Below are 17,341 nucleotides of genomic sequence, written 5' to 3' on the forward strand. Positions count from 1 at the left end.
ACCCTCGCAAAGGGCGGACCGGGTTAGAAGAGGCCAGGATTTTACTCGAAAGCTAACCAAAAGTTTAGCGCTGGCAATCACATTTAATACATCGATTTATTCGACAGGAACGTGCTGAAAGCTTCACCCCACGCGGCGTCAACAAGGCGTATATTGTCATTATTCAATCTCACGCAACCTGCGGAGCACACCATGATTATTCGTCGTTCAAACGAGCGCGGCTACGCCGACCACGGCTGGCTACGCTCTTTCCATACCTTTTCATTTGCCAACTACGTTGACCGTAACCATATGGGCTTTCGCGCCTTGCGCGTGATCAATGAAGACCGCGTCACGGGCGGCCATGGCTTTGGCGCTCACCCTCACCGGGATATGGAAATCATCTCCTACGTACTGGAAGGTGAGATGGAGCACAAAGACAACATGGGCAACGGCGAAGTGATGCGCCCGGGCGATGTTCAGCGCATGTCGGCAGGCACTGGCGTGCTGCATAGCGAGTTTAATCACTCCAAGGAGAACGGGCTGCACTTTCTGCAGATTTGGATTGAACCCAAGCAGCTCGGCATTAAACCCAGCTACGAGCAGAAGGCTTTTCCTGCCGCTGAACGTCAAGGGCAATGGCGTTTAGTGGCGTCGGAAGAAGGCCGCGATGGGTCGGTGAGCATTAACCAGGATGTGAACCTTTACGCAGGCCTGTTTAGCGCTGGCGAACAGGCAACAGCACCGCCTTCGCGCTACACTTGGCTGCATGTAGTCAACGGCGAAATGGAAGTGAACGGTGAGACGCTGAGCGCAGGCGACGCCGCGGCGTTTCAACCGGATGAGGCGATTAACCTTACCGGCAAGGAAGCGGGCGAAGTGCTGCTATTTGATCTCGCTTAGACCCGAGCCTGCTAAACGGCACTAACCAAAACGGCGCCTCGCAAGAGGCGCCGTTTTTTTACAGCCAACTTACTTGGCTAAATGCATTAGCTGTTTTGTGACGAGTAGAGCGCACGAATTTTCAGCGTGTGATCTACCTCACGCAACGCTTCCAGCGCCTGGGGGCCGTAGGCTTTATCTACATCGATGACCACATAGCCGACTTTCTCGTTGGTCTGCAGATACTGACCCGAGATGTTGATGCCATTTTCAGACAGCACGCGGTTGATCTGCGACAGCACTCCCGGCACGTTATCGTGAATGTGCAGCAAACGGTGCTTATCCGGGTGAGCGGGCAGCGCCACTTCGGGGAAGTTGACCGAGGTCACGGTGGTGCCGTTATCGGAGTAAGTGATCAGCTTTTCTGACACTTCGATACCGATGTTCTCCTGGGCTTCCAGGGTAGAGCCACCGATATGCGGGGTCAGAATCACGTTTTCCAGACCGCGTAGCGGGCTCTCAAACTCTTCTTCATTGCCTTTCGGCTCTACCGGGAAGACGTCAATCGCCGCACCGTTGAGATTGCCCGCTTTAAGCGCTTCTGCAAGCGGCTCGATTTCAACGACGCTACCGCGGGAGGCGTTAATAAAGATCGCGCCCGGCTTCATGGCAGCGATCTCTTTCGCGCCGATCATCCAGCGAGTAGAGGCAAGGTCAGGCACGTGCAGGCTGATCACATCAGAGCGGCCCAGCAGCTCTTCAAGGCTTGCCACCTGGCTTGCATTACCCATCCCCAGCTTGGTGATGACATCATAGTAAATGACGTTAAAGCCCAGCGATTCGGCCAGCACCGAAAGCTGCGCACCGATGCTGCCATAGCCAACGATACCCAGCGTTTTACCGCGCGCTTCGTGGGAGTTCTTCGCTGACTTGAGCCAGCCACCCTGGTGAGCGCGGGCGTTTTTCTCGGGGATACCGCGCAGTAGCATAATCGCTTCTGCCAGCACCAGCTCGGCCACCGAACGGGTATTGGAGTACGGCGCGTTAAATACCGCGATACCGCGGGTAAGGGCAGCGGTTAAATCGACCTGATTGGTGCCGATACAGAAACAGCCAACGCCGACCAGCTTCTCCGCCGCCTCGAACACGCGCTCAGTCAGCTGGGTGCGGGAACGAATACCGATGAAGTGAACATCGCGGATCTTTTCGATCAGCGCATCCTCATCAAGGGACGTCGGCAGGTGCTCAATATTGGCGTACCCTGACGTGTGAAAATTGTCCACCGCACTCTGGTGGACGCCCTCGAGTAGCAGGATCTTGATCTTGCTCTTGTCCAGGGACGTTTTGGCCATGGCTGAATCAACCTCTATGGTCGGCGGCATGCGCCGTGTATCGGTTCACGGGAGGCGCATATCGTAGCACAGCACGCATCGTTCAGGCCGGGTGTGAATGATGAAAAGTCTGCGTGCTGACGATGAATGGATCGCAAGTCGCGCAACAAGCTGTACTGAAGAGGGCAGACGCCGCCCCCCAGCCTCGGTGTATACTGTGGGCTTATTTAAGCTTATTTAAAAAACATACCGGTTTGCAGGCACCCCCCAATGAGCGACACGACATCACCCCCGCAGGACTTTGCCGCGACGGTTGAGCAACTCGAAACCATCGTTGAACGTCTCGAGTCAGGCGAGCTCTCATTGGAAGATGCACTGACCGCGTTTGAGCAAGGCGTGCGGCTTACCCGCGATGCCCAGCAGCGCCTGGATAGCGCCGAACTCAAGGTGCGGGCGCTGAGTGAAGACAGCGAAGGGCGTTTAAACGTAACGCCCTTCGCTGGCCCCGACGACCCCAAGGATGCGGCCGAGGATGACAGCAAGGAGACGCCCCCATGGTAGCCATGCAGCCTAACCAGCTTGCCACCCTGCGCCAGACCAGCAATGCCCGCGTGGACGCCACGCTAGCGGCGCTGTTTGAAAGCCGCCCTGCGGTAGCGCCTCGGCTTGAGGCCGCTATGCGCCATGGCCTGCTGGCTGGTGGCAAACGCCTGCGCCCGCTGCTGGTGTATATGGCTGGCCACGCGCTAGGGGCAGAAGACGATGCCCTGGACGCACCCGCCGCAGCGATTGAGTTAATCCACGCTTACTCATTGATCCATGATGATCTACCGGCCATGGATGACGACGACCTGCGCCGCGGTCAGCCCACGGTGCATAAAGCCTTTGATGAAGCGAGTGCGATTCTGGCCGGCGACGCCCTGCAGGCGCTGGCGTTTGAGGTGCTGGCCAGCAGTGCTCACCCCCGGCTGGGCCATTTGGTGCACACCCTGGCCTCCGCCGCTGGCCGTGATGGCATGGTGGCGGGGCAGGCGCTGGATTTAGACGCCGTCGGCGGCCACCCAGATGTCGATGCCCTGGCCCATATGCACGCCCATAAAACCGGCGCCCTCATTGTCGCCGCCGTGCGCCTGGGCGGTCTGGTGGCAGTCGACGACAATGACCCGCGCTTAGATGCACTTACTCGCTACGCCCGCACCATTGGTCTAGCCTTTCAGATTCACGACGATATCCTGGATGTGACCGGCGACACCGTTACCCTAGGCAAAACGTCAGGCGCCGATGCCGCACGAGCCAAGCCCACCTACCCCACTCTGCTGGGGTTAGAGGGCGCTCAACGCAAAGCGCACAGCCTGATCGACGAGGCCATTGCCGCGCTCGCCCCACTGGGCGAACGTGCTGCACCGCTGGCCGACTTAGCCCACTATATGATCGAGCGCGACCACTAAAGATGCCCATGAAGCTGTTCGACGAAATCCCCCGCGAGCGCCCCACGACGCCGCTGCTCGACTCCTTTGACCACCCCGCCGCGCTGCGGGCCATGAACGCCTCCCAGCTCGCCCAACTGGCCGACGAGCTACGCGCCTACCTGCTCTATAGCGTGGGTGTTTCCGGCGGCCACTTTGGCGCCGGGCTCGGTGTGGTCGAGTTGAGCGTTGCCCTGCACCACGCCTTTAATACGCCCCACGACCGCTTAGTGTGGGACGTTGGCCACCAGGCTTATCCGCATAAGATTCTCACCGGCCGCCGCGAGACAATGCTCAGTATTCGCCAGCATGGCGGCTTGGCGGCGTTTCCTCGCCGCGCCGAGTCCGAGTACGACACTTTCGGTGTGGGCCACTCCAGCACATCGATTTCAGCGGCATTGGGCATGGCGCTGGCAGCCAAAGCCCAGGGCGATAAGCGACACGTCTGTGCGATTATCGGCGACGGCGCGCTTACCGCGGGCATGGCCTTTGAAGCTCTAGCCCACGCGGGCCACGTGGATGCCAACCTACTGGTGGTGCTCAACGACAATGAGATGTCGATCTCCGAAAATGTCGGCGGCATGGCGACCTACCTAGCCCGGGTGCTCTCCAGCAAGCCATACCTGAAAATACGCGAAGAGAGTAAAAAAGTGCTTTCGCACCTGCCCGGCGCACTGGAACTTGCCCGGCGCACTGAAGAGCATATGAAAGGCATGGTCAGCCCCGCCACGCTGTTTGAAGAGATGGGCTTTAACTACGTTGGCCCCATTGATGGTCATGACCTCGACGCGCTAACCCATACGCTCGAAAACCTGCGCGACCTCGACGGCCCGCAGTTTCTGCACATCAAAACGGTAAAAGGGAAAGGCTTCCTGCCCGCCGAGGCGGATCAGATTGGCTACCACGCCATTACCAAGCTGGAAAAACCCAGCGCTGCGGCCCAGGCCGAGGCAACCAAAAAGCCCATCATTAAAGAGACGGCAGCGAAGAAAAAATACTGCAATGTGTTCGGCGACTGGCTGTGCGATATGGCGGCAAGCGATCCGCGGCTGATGGGCATTACCCCCGCCATGCGCGAAGGCTCCGACCTGATTCGCTTCTCAAAAGAGTATCCAAAGCGCTATTTCGATGTGGCAATTGCTGAGCAGCACGCGGTAACGCTCGCCGCGGGCATGGCCTGCGAAGGCATGAAGCCGGTGGTGGCGATTTATTCCACCTTTCTGCAGCGCGGCTACGATCAGTTAATTCATGACGTCGCGGTACAAAACCTGGACGTCACTTTTGCGATTGACCGCGCGGGCTTGGTGGGCGAAGACGGCCCCACTCACCACGGCAGCATGGATCTCTCCTTCCTGCGCTGCGTGCCCGGCATGGTGATTCTGGCCCCGGCGGATGAGGCTGAGTGCCGCGCCATGCTGAGTGCGGCCTACCATCATCCTGGCCCTGCCGCGGTGCGTTACCCCCGTGGCACTGGCCCTGGCGTAGCAATTCCTACACACCTTGAGTCACTCGACATAGGAAAAGCCGAGGTACGCCGCCAGGCCGCCAACGACGGTGTGCGCATTGCGCTGCTCGCGTTTGGCAGTCTCAACAGCGCCGCAGCGGAAGTCGCCAAACGGCTCAATGCGACTCACATCAATATGCGCTCCATCAAACCGCTGGATCGAGATGCGGTACTGGACGCTGCCGACGAGCACGAGCTACTGGTAACCCTGGAAGAGAACGTGATTGCCGGTGGCGCGGGTAGTGCCGTGAATGAGCTGCTCCACGCCGAAGGCGTCCAGGTGGAAGTGCTCAACCTCGGCCTGCCGGACGCTTTTGTGGAGCATGGCACGCCTGCGCAGCTGCTTGCCGACTGCCAACTGGATAGCGATGGCATCGAGCGGGCTATTCGCGCTCGACTGCCATAAGCGATTATTTTTAAATTACTTTTGAGACCCATATGCTATTTCTAATTATTATCTTCGCCTTGATAGGCCTTGCGTTTGGTGGCCCGGTGGGTCTCCTGATTGGCGGTGGCCTGGGCTGGTGGTTAGGCAAGCGCCTTAGCCGTCGTCTGAATATCGCCCGCATGCGCATCCAGGAAGGCTTTCTGGAGTCGATTTTCTCCGTGATGGGCTGCCTGTGCCAAGCCGACGGTAAAGTCACCGACGGCGAGCTGGACGTTGCCGAGAAACTGTTTGACCAGATGCACTTGCAGGGCGAGCAGCGCGCCAAAGCACGCGCCGCCTTCGAGCGTGGCCGAGCTGATGATTTCAATCTGGACGCCGAACTGGCCAACGTTAATCGCCTCACCCAGCGCCAGCCGGTGCTGCGTCAGGTATTTATCCAGGTTCAGCTCTCAGCTATCGCCGCCGATGGCGTGCTTCACCCCGCCGAACACGAGATGATTCTACGTGTCGCCCGGGGCGTAGGCTGCAGCGACGCCGAAGTTCAGCAGATCGAAGCGATGCTGCACGGCGCTGCTGCCAACTCTCAAGGCGCCAGCGAAGAGGCCCTCAAAGACGCTTACCGCGTGCTAGGGGTTTCTGATGACGCCAGCGATGCCGAAATCAAAAAGGCCTACCGCCGTCTGATGAGCCAAAACCACCCGGACAAACTGGCCGGCAAAGGCCTGCCCGAAAGCATGCGCGACATCGCCCAAGCACGCACCAGCGAAATCGGCAACGCCTACGAGCGGATTCGTGAGGCGAGAGGTAGCGCTTAGAGATAGCCTTTCAATAAGAGAATCTTAGGCGTGGCTAACGCCCGCTAGATTGAAGAGTCGTTTTTGTCGCCAGGAGCACGCCATGATAACGCTATACAGTTTTCCCAAGTCTCGCTCGCTACGTGTAGCGTGGACGCTTGAGGAGCTCGGTCTTGAGTATCAGTGCCAGCACGTGGCGCTGGATAAAGGCGAGGGGCAAACAGCCGAGCATTTGGCGCGGCACCCGGACGGCAAGGTGCCGGTTATTGAGGATGGGGAAGTATCGCTATTTGAGTCGGCGCCGATTTGTCGCTACCTAGCGAAGCAATATGGCGATGGCACACTGCTGCCCAGCGACCCCAACGCCCGCGCCCAGGTCGACCAGTGGCTCAGCTTTATTGTCACCGAGATTGAGCAGCCGTTATGGAATCAGGCCAAGCATAAATTTGCCCTGCCCGCAGATAGGCGGGTTCCCGCTATTTTGCCGGTCTGCGCCTGGGAGTTTCAGCGTGCGCTAAGCGCCCTGGAGCGCCGCTACAACGGGCAAGAAAACTTGGTGGAAAGCACCTTTACCCTCGCGGATCTGTTTTTAACCCATACCTTATCGTGGGCGATCAGCATGAAGCACCGCCTGCCCGAGCCGCTGATAACCTATCGCGAACGCCATATTCAGCGCGCCGCGATGGCTAAGGCAATTGAAAAAGAGCAGACAGCAGCACAGAGTTAATCAACGTCTAAACGGTTTCTTAGCTAGTTTGGCTTTGCTTAAAAACCAAGATCATCAAGCAGATCGTCTACTTGGTCCTGCCCTGCCACGACGTCGGTCTTGTTTTGGTTAACCTGCGGCCCGTTGCGCAGCTTGGCATGTTCATCGCGGTCATCGTCAAGCTTGACGCCATCGGTGACATTAGGAACATTATCCACCAGCACCTGAATAAGCTGCTCTTCGATCAACTTGATGACTTCCATCATTTTCTTAATCACCTGGCCGGTGAGGTCCTGGAAGTCTTGGGCCATCATAATTTCAAGCAGCTCTTTTTGTGTAGCCCCGGTTGCAGTGGGAAGCTTACTACTCAAAAAGTCCTGCGTATCCTCGACGAGCTTAGGATCACCTTCTACCGCCGCGAGCTTAGCTGCTGCTGCCTCCCAGCGCTTATTAAGCGCAGCGCCTTCTTCATCAAGACTGTCTTGCACGGGTTGCGCGCGCTCAACGGCATTTAATGCCCGTTCTGCGGCCTGCTCCGTCATTGAGGCCACATAGTTTAGCCGGTCATTGGCATCCGGTATCGCTTGGGCCGCTTGGCTAATCTGTTGATCTAAGCCCAGTTCTTTCATGCTGTCTCGCAGCAGGCGCGTTAAGTGGCCTATGCGATGCACCATCTCATCAGTACTGTCTTTTTTGCCCAGTACCGACGGCATGGTCGTGTCGTGGGCGTTGTTAACAGTGCTCATGACAATCCTCTTGTTGGAAAAGCTTATTGAATGTCGCTTTTATTACTTTTTCAGTCGTCATCTATACGTATACGAACGTATAAGACCAACATTATGCATACTTATTTGAAGGTCGATTACCCATTAAGGCAAGCTATTAACCACCAATTCATTTTACTCACTCGATTTTGTAAGAGATTTCTTACGTTTACGTCATCGATGGTGCACTCAAGCGGTCTTAGCCACTAAACAGGCGAGACATGGGGCAGAACGGCGCTATAAACGGCAAAATAGTGACAGACGCTTCCAGCTATCACAAACAGATGCCAGATCGCGTGGTTATAGGGGATAGCGCGCACGGCGTAGAAAATCACCCCTAGCGTATAGGTAATCCCTCCCGCGGCCAGTAGGACGATGCCGGTCGTCGATAAACTCGCCGCCATCTCGCCTGACGCCAGCACGATCATCCAGCCCATGAGCAGATAAATCGCCACGCGTAATATCGAAAAGCGCTGGGGCCATAGCAGTATGCAGGCAATGCCCACTAGCGCCAGCGACCACACGGCGGCAAACAAGATCCAGCCCGTAGTGCCACGCATGTTGACGAGTAAAAAAGGCGTGTAAGTTCCCGCGATGAGTAGATAAATCGCACAGTGATCAAGCAGTTGAAAGCGCTGCTTCCAGCGCCGATGAGGGATACCATGATAAAGGGTTGAAGCGGTATAAAGCAGGACTAGCGTGGTGCCGTACAGGCTAAGGCTGACAATTTTCCAAGGGTCAACATGGGCAGCGTAGCTCGCGGCCACCAGCAGCACCACCATTCCCACCAAACTGAACACAGCACCAATGCCGTGGGTAATGCTGTGTAGGCGCTCTTCGAGGCTGCTGAATTCGCCTTGCGAATCGTCAATATGGGTATCATTCATTTAAGGCTCCTCAAAGCGCCCTACTTATCCTATCGCTCAAACGCACATAAATATGGCGATTAGCTTTATATAAAGAGAGTGCTAACGGTAGTTAATTCCCTAGCCCCTATGATACAACCGAACCCAGGCATTAATGCCGGGTTCGATTCTTTAAAGAGAAAATAGTCTGCCCAACGAACGCTATCGGTGGATGGCTTATAGCATTGGAGAGGGTAAGGCGGCCTTCATATCGGCGGGTACCTCAAAATCTAGTGCGGCCCCACGCGCACCTTCTAGCCCTTGAGGAAAACCGCTTCGGTGACTGTAATCGGGGGTTACCCCGCCTTGGTAGGCGTGGCGTTGGCTCAAGGCCTTGGCGCAGGCGCAATCGATTGCGGCGAGAATGGCCACAGCGGTTAACGCCAAGTAGACGTTCTCTTTCTTGGCATTACGCTCATCATTTAAGGCATACGTGAGCACGGCAAGATCGATAACATCGCCTCCTAAGCGACTCCATATTGCGGGGGTGGGGTTATCTGAAAGCGCGCCGATACCACTCATTATCCCTCTTGCCCCACAGGCCCGCATGCCGTTTTCGCTGCCTTGCATACCTAGCTGCCGGGTAAGCTGACCCGGAGCTAATAGCTGATAGAGGCCAAGCCCTATACTTAACCAACCAAGCCCCCGGGCGAGTTTGTCTGAAGCGCTTTGTGAATGGGTCATATCTGTTTGCTTATGCATACTTACCTCCATGTCTGGTTCGTTCAAGGTTTGAGAATCACCTTGACGCAACCATCCTGTTTATCGCGGAAGGTCTTATACATTTCCGGGCCTTGGTCTAACCCGACGGTGTGCGTGATGACAAATGAAGGGTCGATCTGACCTTCTTCAATACGCCGCAGCAGATCATCGGTCCAGCGATTAACGTGGGTCTGGCCGGTACGCACTGTCAGCCCTTTATTCATTAACGCCCCCACGGGGATCTTATCCACCAAGCCCCCATAGACGCCGGGAATCGAGAGCACTCCCGCAGGGCGACAGACATAAATCATTTCGCGTAGTACGTGGGCTCGATCGGATTCCAACATCATAGCTTGTTTAACGCGATCGTACATTGAGTCCAGTGAACGGGTGGCGTGTGCCTCCAGGCCCACCGCATCAATACACTTTTCTGGCCCCTTACCATTGGTCAGGTCTTTTAAACGACTCAGCACGCTCTCATTATCAAAATTAATGGCGATAGCGCCGCCCGCCTCTGCCATGGAGAGCCGCTCGGGAACATTATCGATCACCACCACTTGCTTTGCTCCCAGCAGTACAGCACTACGAACACAAAACTGGCCTACTGGCCCAGCGCCCCAGACAACCACCGTATCGGTAGGTTGGATGTCACATTGCACTGCCGCCTGCCAGCCGGTTGGAAAAATGTCACCCAGGAAGAGCACTTGCTCGTCGGTTAGGGTGCTGGGTACTTTAATATGCGTCGTGTCGGCAAATGGTACCCGGACGAATTCAGCCTGCCCCCCTGCGTAGCCGCCAGTGAGATGGGAATAGCCAAATAACCCTGCGCCGCCATGCCCAAACGCTTTATCGGCCAAGGCTCTATTGCGATTAGAGCGTTCGCAAACCGAATAATTACCGCGTTGGCACTGCTCGCATTCGCCACAGAAAATGGTGAATGGAACCACAACACGATCACCGACCTTTAAACTCTTTACCTCACTGCCAACCTACATAACCTCGCCCATAAACTCATGACCAAGCACATCGCCTGACTCCATAGCCGGTATGAAGTGATCGTAAAGATGGAGATCAGAGCCGCAAATAGCACAACTACTTACGTTAACAATAGCGTCGCGAGGGTGCTCAAGTTCTGGATCCGGTACCGTGTCATAACGAACGTCATTTTTACCGTGCCAGCAAAGTGCTTTCATGGTCGCTTCTCCTTAAACATTTTATCCGTCATTAGCATCCCGCTATGTATCAACATAGCTTAATAACCGGGCAAAAAAGATTAAAAAAAAGCAAATTTCCGAGTCTAATAAAGCATCAAATATTGGAAATCACTCTTTGCGCTCAATATCCACGTCGCTAGCTTGGGTAAAGTCATCCAGAGCCATCATATGGCCGAGCTTACCCGCTTTGGTGGCAAGGTACTGTTCGTTATGGGGATTCAAGCCGGTGGTGATCGGCAGGCGTTCGACGACATTCACGCCGTCGCGGGTGAGGGCATCCACCTTGCGCGGGTTGTTGGTCATTAGTCTCAACGATGTAATGCCTAAATGGTTAAGCATCGGCACGCAAAGGTCGTAGCGGCGCATGTCAGCGCCAAAGCCAAGCTGCTCGTTGGCCTCAACCGTATCAGCACCTTGATCCTGCAGGTGATAGGCGCGAATTTTGTTCAATAGGCCAATCCCACGCCCTTCTTGGCGTAGATAAAATAGAACGCCGCGGCCCTCTTCAGCGATGCGTTTAAGCGCTTCCTGCAGCTGAAAGCCGCAGTCACAGCGCATGGAAAAAAGCGCATCGCCGGTCAAACATTCGGAGTGCACCCGTCCCAATACCGGCTCGTCGCCAGTCACATCACCCAACGTTAAGGCGATATGATCCTTGCCGGTGGCCTCATCTTCGAAGCCATGCATCGTAAATGTCGCCCAGGGCGTGGGCAGTTGGGAAGCGGCAATAAAGCGAATGGTCACAGGTTACCTCGCTGATTGACCAAACCAGTTAACCACACCAGTGTTGGCAAAGTGGGCCAGCATTCTAACAGGAAGCGGCGCCCGCCTCACGCTGGCGAAGAAGCTAAAATTGGCTAATTAGGCGAGAAAAATTGGCCGGGTGCGACGATTTTTGCCATCGAGTACGCCGCCCTAACGGCTATCTTCAAGTACAATTGCCCTCATCCGAACCCCGATACGGTTTTAAGTACGATTTCAAATACAGTGCGGGCAAATTTCTTAAGAGCAAGTGTCTATGACCACTACACCTTTACAAAATGATCGATTCCTTCGCGCACTAGCGCGCCAGCCTGTCGACCGCACCCCAGTGTGGATGATGCGCCAAGCAGGCCGTTATCTGCCGGAATACCGCGCCAGCCGTGCCGATGCAGGCAGCTTTATGGATCTGTGCCGCAACCATGACCTGGCCTGCGAAGTCACTATGCAGCCTTTAGAACGCTATCCGCTGGATGCGGCCATTCTGTTTTCGGATATTTTAACCATTCCGGATGCGATGGGCCTGGGGCTCTATTTTGAAACCGGCGAAGGTCCTAAATTCCGTAAAACCGTGCGCACGCAGGAAGAAGTCGCGGCACTGAGCGTGCCCGATGCCGAGCGTGACTTGGATTACGTGATGCGTGCGGTATCCACCATTCGTCGCGAGCTGAACGGTCGCATGCCGCTGATCGGCTTCTCCGGCAGCCCCTGGACACTGGCGACCTACATGGTGGAGGGCGGCTCCAGCAAGGACTTCCGCCACCTAAAAACCATGCTTTACGATACGCCAGATACCATGCACCAGCTGCTGGATACGCTGGCTCACGCGGTAACTGACTACCTGAATGCCCAGATTCGCGCGGGCGCCCAGGCGGTCCAGATTTTTGATACCTGGGGCGGCGCGCTTTCTACCCCTGCGTACCTGGAGTTCTCGCTGCGCTACATGGAGCAGATCGTTTCCGGGCTGATCCGCGAGCACGACGGTCGCCGCGTACCGGTGATTTTGTTCACCAAAAACGGCGGCCAGTGGCTTGAGCATATCGCCTGCGCCGGTGCCGATGCACTGGGTATCGACTGGTCTACCGAACTTTCCGATGCCCGCACCCGGGTTGGTCACAAAGTGGCACTACAAGGCAATCTTGACCCCAACGTACTGTTTGCCCGCCCCTCGGCTATCCGTGCTGAAGTAGCTCGGGTACTAGAGAGCTACGGCCATGGCCCTGGCCACGTATTTAACCTGGGCCACGGCATCAGCCAATTTACCAACCCCGATAACGTCACCGCCTTTATGGAGGCGCTGCACGAGCTAAGCCCGCAGTATCACCGCGATATTCCGACTCATACCAATGCACAGTATTCAGGAGCCAATTGATGAGCGATTTACGCGACGACCAGTGGTTTACCGAAGTTTTTGATAGCCACGGCAGCGCTTTCTCACTGAAGATCTCTGAAAAACTCTTGGATGTGCAGAGCCAATACCAGCACCTGGAGGTCTACGCTACCGAGACCTACGGCAACCTCATGGTGCTGGATGGCTGTGTGATGTTGACCGATCGCGATAACTTTCTCTACCACGAGATGATTGCGCATCCGGCGCTGTTTACCCATCAAGATCCCAAGCGGGTGGTGATTATCGGCGGTGGCGACTGCGGCACCTTAAAAGAGGTGCTGCGCCACCCAGGTGTAGAGAAAGTTACTCAAATCGATATCGACGAAGAGGTCACAAAAGCCTCGGAGCGTTTCTTCCCGTCGTTAGTAGAATCGAATAACGACCCTCGCGCCGAGCTGCTGTTCGCTGATGGCGTGAAGTGGGTGGATGATGCACCGGATGAGAGCATCGATGTACTAATAATCGACTCTACCGACCCGGTCGGCCCTGCTGAAGGGCTGTTTAAAACCGATTTTCTCAAGCGCTGCCACCGTATCTTGAAAAGCGGCGGCGTGATGGTGCAACAGAGCGAATCACCGCTTTACCACAGCGGCTCAATCATCCGTGAGCTGCGCAACGACATGTTGAAAGCCGGTTTTGAAAGCGTTGCCACGCTACCCTTCCCGCAGCCGGTATATCCATCAGGCTGGTGGAGCGTGACATTGGCGGGTAAAGGCCTAGACGTTAATGCGTTCCGCGAGCAGGCAGCCGCAAGCCACGACCTGCCACTTGAGTACTACAGCGTTGAAGCCCATCGTGGCGCTCTCGCCCTACCGCCGTTTATGCGCAAGGCATTTGCGGCCGAATAATCGCCCACCGATTACTCGCCTTTATGTTACCACCCACCACCGATTGCCCTATAAAGGTGCAATACGAGGTGAGTGGTAACCATTTTGCACCTAGACCTTCGTCTCGAATTCGTTGAGTAGCGTTGAAAAGCGCTGAATTAACGCATGTACCCTTGTTGGCATCTTCCTTGCTAGGTTTAGTTACATGCTACGGCATGCACAACTATTTCAATTATTGTTTTCAATGACTTCGAGGGAAACTAAATGTTCAATAAAAAACACCTAGCGCTTCTGGCGTCCGCTGGTTCACTTAGCCTGGCGGGAATGGCGACTGCTCAAGCCGACACCTTAGAAGATACCATTGAGCGTGGCGCCGTTCAGTGTGGTGTGAGCGATGGCTTGCCGGGCTTCTCAGCACCGGATGACGACGGTAACTGGCAAGGGCTAGACGTTGATGTTTGCCGTGCAGTAGCGGCAGCGGTACTCGGCGACTCAGAAGCCGTCAACTATATTTCACTTAACGCCGTTGAGCGCTTCACCGCCCTACAGTCAGGTGAAGTAGACGTACTGTCTCGTAACACCACCTGGACTACTACCCGCGATACCACGCTGGGCCTGAACTTCACCGGCGTTAACTTCTACGACGGCCAAGGCTTCATGGTTTCTCGCGACCTGGGCATTAGCAGTGCTGACGAACTCGACGGTGCCTCTATCTGTATTCAGTCGGGCACCACTACCGAACTGAACCTGGCTGACTACTTCCGTGCTAACGACATGGAATTCAACCCAATCGTATTTGATACTTCTGAGCAAACCGTGGGTGGCTATCAAGCAGGCCGCTGTGACGTTCTCACTTCTGATACCTCTCAGCTAGCTGCGCTACGCATCCAGCTCGACGACCCTGAAGCCTCAATGATCCTGTCTGACGTTATCTCAAAAGAGCCGCTGGGCCCTGTGGTTCGTCAGGGTGACGATCTTTGGTTCAACATCGTGAAATGGTCTCTGTTCGCCATGATTAACGCCGAAGAGTACGGCGTTACTAGCGAAAATGCTGAAGAGATGCGTGATTCTGACAACCCCGATGTTGCTCGCCTGCTGGGCCAAGACGGCAACTACGGCGAAGGCATGAACCTTGAAGCAGAGTGGGCTTACAACATTATTAGCCAAGTTGGTAACTACGCTGAAAGCTTCGAACGTAACGTGGGCATGGACTCTCCGCTTGAAATTGAGCGCGGTGTAAACGCCCTGTGGAACGACGGTGGCTTCCAGTACGCTCCCCCGATTCGCTAAGCGTCTCGCTTGACCCCGGCCCGCCACCCTGTTTTCAGGGCATGGCGGGCCATCTGATTGACCTTCCGTGTAGCGGAGACGCCATCCATGTCTGTAAGACCCAATATTCGCCCCGCCGGCCACAAGCCGCCGTTTTGGCGAGACCGCGCTAAACGCGCACTTATTTTTCAGCTCATTTTAGTCGCCGTTGTGGCGGCTTTCCTGATCTATATTATCGGCAATACCCAAGCCAACCTGAACGCCCGCGGCATCACTACAGGCTTCGGCTTCCTGGGCAACACAGCCGGCTTTGGTATTGGTCAAAGCTTAATCGAGTACTCCTCCCAAAGTACCTACGGCCGCACCTTTGTGATTGGCTTGCTCAATACGCTGCTCGTCGGTGGGTTGGGGGTGTTAGCTGCCTCGATTATTGGTTTTATCGTCGGTATCGCGCGGCTATCGCCTAATTGGCTTATTGCTCGGCTAGCCAACGCCTATATCGAAACCTTTCGTAATATCCCGCTGCTGCTGCAAATTTTCTTCTGGTATTTCGCGGTACTGCGGACGTTACCCAGCGCAAGAGAGAGCATGGCGTTTGGCGAAGCCATTTTCCTGAACGTGCGAGGGCTGTACCTGCCTCAACCGCTGTTTGAATCAGGATTTGGCCTTATCCCAGCCACCTTCCTGGTGGCCATTATTGCTAGCATCGCCCTGGTCATGTGGAACAAGCGCCGCCACGAAGCCACTGGTAAGCGCCTGCCAGTTTTCTGGATATCCCTGGTGATTATCTTCGGCCTGCCATTGCTGGTATTGGTCGCCACCGGCGTACCGGTGACTTGGGAAATGCCGGTACTACGCGGCTTTAACTTTGGTGGTGGTATTACCATCATTCCGGAATTTTTGGCTTTGTGGCTGGCACTTTCCATTTATACCGCATCGTTTATTGCCGAAATTGTGCGCTCGGGCATCCAGGCCATTCCCCATGGCCAAACGGAAGCTGCCCAGGCATTGAGCTTGCCGCGCAAGCTAGTGCTACGCCTGGTAGTCATCCCCCAGGCAATGCGCGTCATTATTCCGCCGCTCACTAGCCAATATCTCAATCTGATTAAAAACTCGTCACTGGCCACCGCCATCGGCTACCCCGACTTAGTCTCGGTTTTCGCCGGTACCACGCTCAACCAGACCGGTCAGGCAATCGAAGTCATTGCCATGACCATGGCGGTTTATCTGATCATCAGCTTGCTGGTGTCCATGTTCATGAACTGGTTCAACGCTCGCGTTGCGCTGGTCGAACGCTAGGCCGGAGGCGACCCCATGATTCACAACAAAGAAACTATACCTCAGCGCCCGGCCCCTAAAGGCACCATTGGCCCGGTTGCTTGGCTACGTGGCAACCTGTTCAACGGCCCCATCAATAGCCTTTTTACGCTGTTGGGCCTCTACGTGCTGTATCTACTCGTAGTGCCAACGGTTCAGTGGGCATTTATTGATGCCGACTGGGTGGGCGATAGCCGTGAAGATTGCTCACGGGTGGGCGCCTGCTGGGTATTCGTTAATGCACGCTTTTCCCAGTTCATGTATGGCCTCTACCCGAGTGAGGAGTATTGGCGCGCCAACATCGTGTTTGCCATGTTCGCCGCCATTATTGCTTGGATGGTTATCCCCCGCCTGCCATTTAAACGCTGGATGGCCCTGTTTGCGCTGCTGATCTTCCCGATAATCGCCTACGTGTTGCTCCACGGCGGCTACTTTGACCTACCGCGTGTCTCCACCCACCGCTGGGGCGGCTTGATGCTAACCCTGCTACTGGCCACAGTAGGCATGGTAGGGGCGCTACCGATTGGTATTGTGCTGGCGCTCGGGCGGCGTTCTAACATGCCCATCGTCAAAACCTTCTGCGTGATTTTTATTGAGTTCTGGCGTGGTGTTCCGCTTATCACCATTCTGTTTATGGCCTCGGTAATGCTACCGCTGTTCCTGCCGTCGGAGCTCAGCGTGGATCGCCTTGTGCGGGCGCTGATCGGCCTAACGCTTTTCCAAAGTGCTTATATGGCGGAAGTGATTCGTGGTGGTTTGCAGGCCATACCCAAAGGTCAGGATGAGGCCGCCGCGGCGCTGGGGATGACGTATTGGAAGCGCATGGGGCTAATTGTGATGCCTCAAGCTCTGAAAATGATGATTCCGGGTATCGTCAATACGTTTATCTCACTGTTTAAAGACACCACCCTGGTCATGATTATCGGGCTGTTTGACCTGTTGGGCATTGTGCAAGCGGCGCTTTCCGACTCGCGCTGGCTGGGCTTCTCAATCGAGGGGTATGTATTTGCCGCGTTCGTGTTTTGGATCTTCTGTTTCAGCATGTCGCGCTACAGCCAGTACCTGGAACGCAAGCTAAACACCGGCCATAAGCGCTAGTTCAAGTACTAATGCCGAATCTCTTTACGTTTTGAGTAGGACTTCA

General features: G+C 55.6%; 17 protein-coding genes and 1 pseudogene. 11 read left to right on the forward strand and 7 right to left on the reverse strand.

The features are described 5' to 3' along the window. Positions 1-192 precede the first annotated feature (192 nt). Positions 193-882, forward strand: a complete 690-nt coding sequence (locus tag QHL1GM_RS11595) for a pirin family protein (protein ID WP_071694617.1) — start codon at positions 193-195, stop codon at positions 880-882. Between the two features lie 86 nt (positions 883-968). Here the strand turns inward: QHL1GM_RS11595 and serA are convergent, their stop codons facing one another. Continuing rightward, positions 969-2,213: a phosphoglycerate dehydrogenase gene (gene serA, locus QHL1GM_RS11600; protein WP_071694618.1), complete on the reverse strand. Its 1,245-nt coding sequence runs from the start codon at positions 2,211-2,213 to the stop codon at positions 969-971. A 249-nt stretch (positions 2,214-2,462) separates the two neighbouring features. Here serA and QHL1GM_RS11605 point away from each other — a divergent pair, with 249 nt between their 5' ends. The 5 genes from QHL1GM_RS11605 (at position 2,463) to QHL1GM_RS11625 (ending at position 7,071) form a co-directional block, all read left to right on the forward strand. Next, complete coding sequence (locus tag QHL1GM_RS11605; protein WP_071694619.1) at positions 2,463-2,753, forward strand: exodeoxyribonuclease VII small subunit; 291 nt, start codon at positions 2,463-2,465, stop codon at positions 2,751-2,753. Beyond that, positions 2,747-3,640, forward strand: coding sequence for a (2E,6E)-farnesyl diphosphate synthase (ispA, locus tag QHL1GM_RS11610; protein WP_071694620.1), 894 nt, complete (start codon positions 2,747-2,749; stop codon positions 3,638-3,640). Before QHL1GM_RS11605 ends, ispA begins: the two co-directional genes overlap by 7 nt. Positions 3,641-3,642: 2 nt before the next feature. After that, positions 3,643-5,568, forward strand: coding sequence for a 1-deoxy-D-xylulose-5-phosphate synthase (gene dxs / locus QHL1GM_RS11615; RefSeq protein ID WP_071694621.1), 1,926 nt, complete (start codon positions 3,643-3,645; stop codon positions 5,566-5,568). Between the two features lie 32 nt (positions 5,569-5,600). Further along, entirely contained in the window at positions 5,601-6,365 is a 765-nt protein-coding gene (gene djlA, locus QHL1GM_RS11620; protein WP_071694622.1) for a co-chaperone DjlA, read from the forward strand. A gap of 82 nt (positions 6,366-6,447) precedes the next feature. After that, positions 6,448-7,071: a glutathione S-transferase family protein gene (locus QHL1GM_RS11625; RefSeq protein WP_071694623.1), complete on the forward strand. Its 624-nt coding sequence runs from the start codon at positions 6,448-6,450 to the stop codon at positions 7,069-7,071. Between the two features lie 38 nt (positions 7,072-7,109). Here QHL1GM_RS11625 and cheZ read toward each other — a convergent pair whose 3' ends face one another. The 6 genes and pseudogenes from cheZ to ribA all read right to left on the reverse strand — a co-directional run bounded on the left by cheZ (position 7,110) and on the right by ribA (position 11,379). After that, positions 7,110-7,796: a protein phosphatase CheZ gene (gene cheZ, locus QHL1GM_RS11630; RefSeq protein WP_071694624.1), complete on the reverse strand. Its 687-nt coding sequence runs from the start codon at positions 7,794-7,796 to the stop codon at positions 7,110-7,112. Between the two features lie 224 nt (positions 7,797-8,020). Continuing rightward, on the reverse strand, positions 8,021-8,701 hold the full coding sequence (locus QHL1GM_RS11635) for a hemolysin III family protein (protein ID WP_071694625.1): 681 nt from the start codon (positions 8,699-8,701) through the stop codon (positions 8,021-8,023). Positions 8,702-8,896: 195 nt separating this feature from the next. Next, positions 8,897-9,421 carry a hypothetical protein gene (locus QHL1GM_RS11640; protein WP_071694626.1) on the reverse strand — a complete coding sequence of 175 codons (525 nt, stop codon included), beginning with the start codon at positions 9,419-9,421 and terminating at the stop codon, positions 8,897-8,899. A gap of 23 nt (positions 9,422-9,444) precedes the next feature. Then, the gene (locus tag QHL1GM_RS19730; RefSeq protein WP_368087070.1) at positions 9,445-10,125 is read right to left on the reverse strand and encodes a zinc-binding dehydrogenase; all 681 of its coding nucleotides are present in this window, start codon (positions 10,123-10,125) and stop codon (positions 9,445-9,447) included. Between the two features lie 57 nt (positions 10,126-10,182). Continuing rightward, positions 10,183-10,614 (reverse strand): annotated as a pseudogene (locus QHL1GM_RS19735) (alcohol dehydrogenase catalytic domain-containing protein); the annotation flags it as partial. Positions 10,615-10,743: 129 nt separating this feature from the next. Beyond that, positions 10,744-11,379, reverse strand: coding sequence for a GTP cyclohydrolase II (ribA, locus tag QHL1GM_RS11650; RefSeq protein WP_071694627.1), 636 nt, complete (start codon positions 11,377-11,379; stop codon positions 10,744-10,746). Positions 11,380-11,653: 274 nt separating this feature from the next. Between ribA and hemE the strand changes: the two genes are divergently transcribed. The 5 genes from hemE to QHL1GM_RS11675 all read left to right on the forward strand — a co-directional run bounded on the left by hemE (position 11,654) and on the right by QHL1GM_RS11675 (position 17,295). Then, a complete protein-coding gene (gene hemE, locus QHL1GM_RS11655; protein ID WP_071694628.1) occupies positions 11,654-12,766 on the forward strand; it encodes a uroporphyrinogen decarboxylase in 1,113 nt (370 codons plus the stop codon). Next, positions 12,766-13,632, forward strand: a complete 867-nt coding sequence (speE, locus tag QHL1GM_RS11660; RefSeq protein WP_071694629.1) for a polyamine aminopropyltransferase — start codon at positions 12,766-12,768, stop codon at positions 13,630-13,632. The genes hemE and speE overlap by 1 nt, the downstream gene beginning before the upstream one ends. 243 nt (positions 13,633-13,875) lie before the next feature. Continuing rightward, on the forward strand, positions 13,876-14,901 hold the full coding sequence (locus QHL1GM_RS11665) for an amino acid ABC transporter substrate-binding protein (RefSeq protein WP_071694630.1): 1,026 nt from the start codon (positions 13,876-13,878) through the stop codon (positions 14,899-14,901). Positions 14,902-14,988: 87 nt separating this feature from the next. Further along, the gene (locus QHL1GM_RS11670; protein ID WP_071694631.1) at positions 14,989-16,179 is read left to right on the forward strand and encodes an amino acid ABC transporter permease; all 1,191 of its coding nucleotides are present in this window, start codon (positions 14,989-14,991) and stop codon (positions 16,177-16,179) included. Positions 16,180-16,194: 15 nt separating this feature from the next. After that, positions 16,195-17,295 (forward strand): amino acid ABC transporter permease, encoded by a 1,101-nt coding sequence (locus QHL1GM_RS11675; RefSeq protein WP_071694632.1) that lies wholly within the window; start codon positions 16,195-16,197, stop codon positions 17,293-17,295. Positions 17,296-17,341: the final 46 nt, after the last annotated feature.

The organism is Halomonas sp. QHL1 (assembly GCF_001882345.1).
Taxonomy (GTDB): Bacteria; Pseudomonadota; Gammaproteobacteria; order Pseudomonadales; family Halomonadaceae; genus Vreelandella.

What these genes read in the sequence shown, in the direction of transcription:
- cheZ (WP_071694624.1), bottom strand. Translation starts at nt 7,796, where the DNA reads ATGAGCACTGTTAACAACGCCCACGACACGACCATGCCGTCGGTACTG.
- djlA (WP_071694622.1), top strand. Translation starts at nt 5,601, where the DNA reads ATGCTATTTCTAATTATTATCTTCGCCTTGATAGGCCTTGCGTTTGGT.
- QHL1GM_RS11635 (WP_071694625.1), bottom strand. Translation starts at nt 8,701, where the DNA reads ATGAATGATACCCATATTGACGATTCGCAAGGCGAATTCAGCAGCCTC.
- QHL1GM_RS11605 (WP_071694619.1), top strand. Translation starts at nt 2,463, where the DNA reads ATGAGCGACACGACATCACCCCCGCAGGACTTTGCCGCGACGGTTGAG.
- speE (WP_071694629.1), top strand. Translation starts at nt 12,766, where the DNA reads ATGAGCGATTTACGCGACGACCAGTGGTTTACCGAAGTTTTTGATAGC.
- hemE (WP_071694628.1), top strand. Translation starts at nt 11,654, where the DNA reads ATGACCACTACACCTTTACAAAATGATCGATTCCTTCGCGCACTAGCG.
- QHL1GM_RS11640 (WP_071694626.1), bottom strand. Translation starts at nt 9,421, where the DNA reads ATGCATAAGCAAACAGATATGACCCATTCACAAAGCGCTTCAGACAAA.
- QHL1GM_RS11665 (WP_071694630.1), top strand. Translation starts at nt 13,876, where the DNA reads ATGTTCAATAAAAAACACCTAGCGCTTCTGGCGTCCGCTGGTTCACTT.
- QHL1GM_RS11670 (WP_071694631.1), top strand. Translation starts at nt 14,989, where the DNA reads ATGTCTGTAAGACCCAATATTCGCCCCGCCGGCCACAAGCCGCCGTTT.
- dxs (WP_071694621.1), top strand. Translation starts at nt 3,643, where the DNA reads ATGCCCATGAAGCTGTTCGACGAAATCCCCCGCGAGCGCCCCACGACG.
- QHL1GM_RS11675 (WP_071694632.1), top strand. Translation starts at nt 16,195, where the DNA reads ATGATTCACAACAAAGAAACTATACCTCAGCGCCCGGCCCCTAAAGGC.
- QHL1GM_RS11625 (WP_071694623.1), top strand. Translation starts at nt 6,448, where the DNA reads ATGATAACGCTATACAGTTTTCCCAAGTCTCGCTCGCTACGTGTAGCG.
- QHL1GM_RS11595 (WP_071694617.1), top strand. Translation starts at nt 193, where the DNA reads ATGATTATTCGTCGTTCAAACGAGCGCGGCTACGCCGACCACGGCTGG.
- serA (WP_071694618.1), bottom strand. Translation starts at nt 2,213, where the DNA reads ATGGCCAAAACGTCCCTGGACAAGAGCAAGATCAAGATCCTGCTACTC.
- ispA (WP_071694620.1), top strand. Translation starts at nt 2,747, where the DNA reads ATGGTAGCCATGCAGCCTAACCAGCTTGCCACCCTGCGCCAGACCAGC.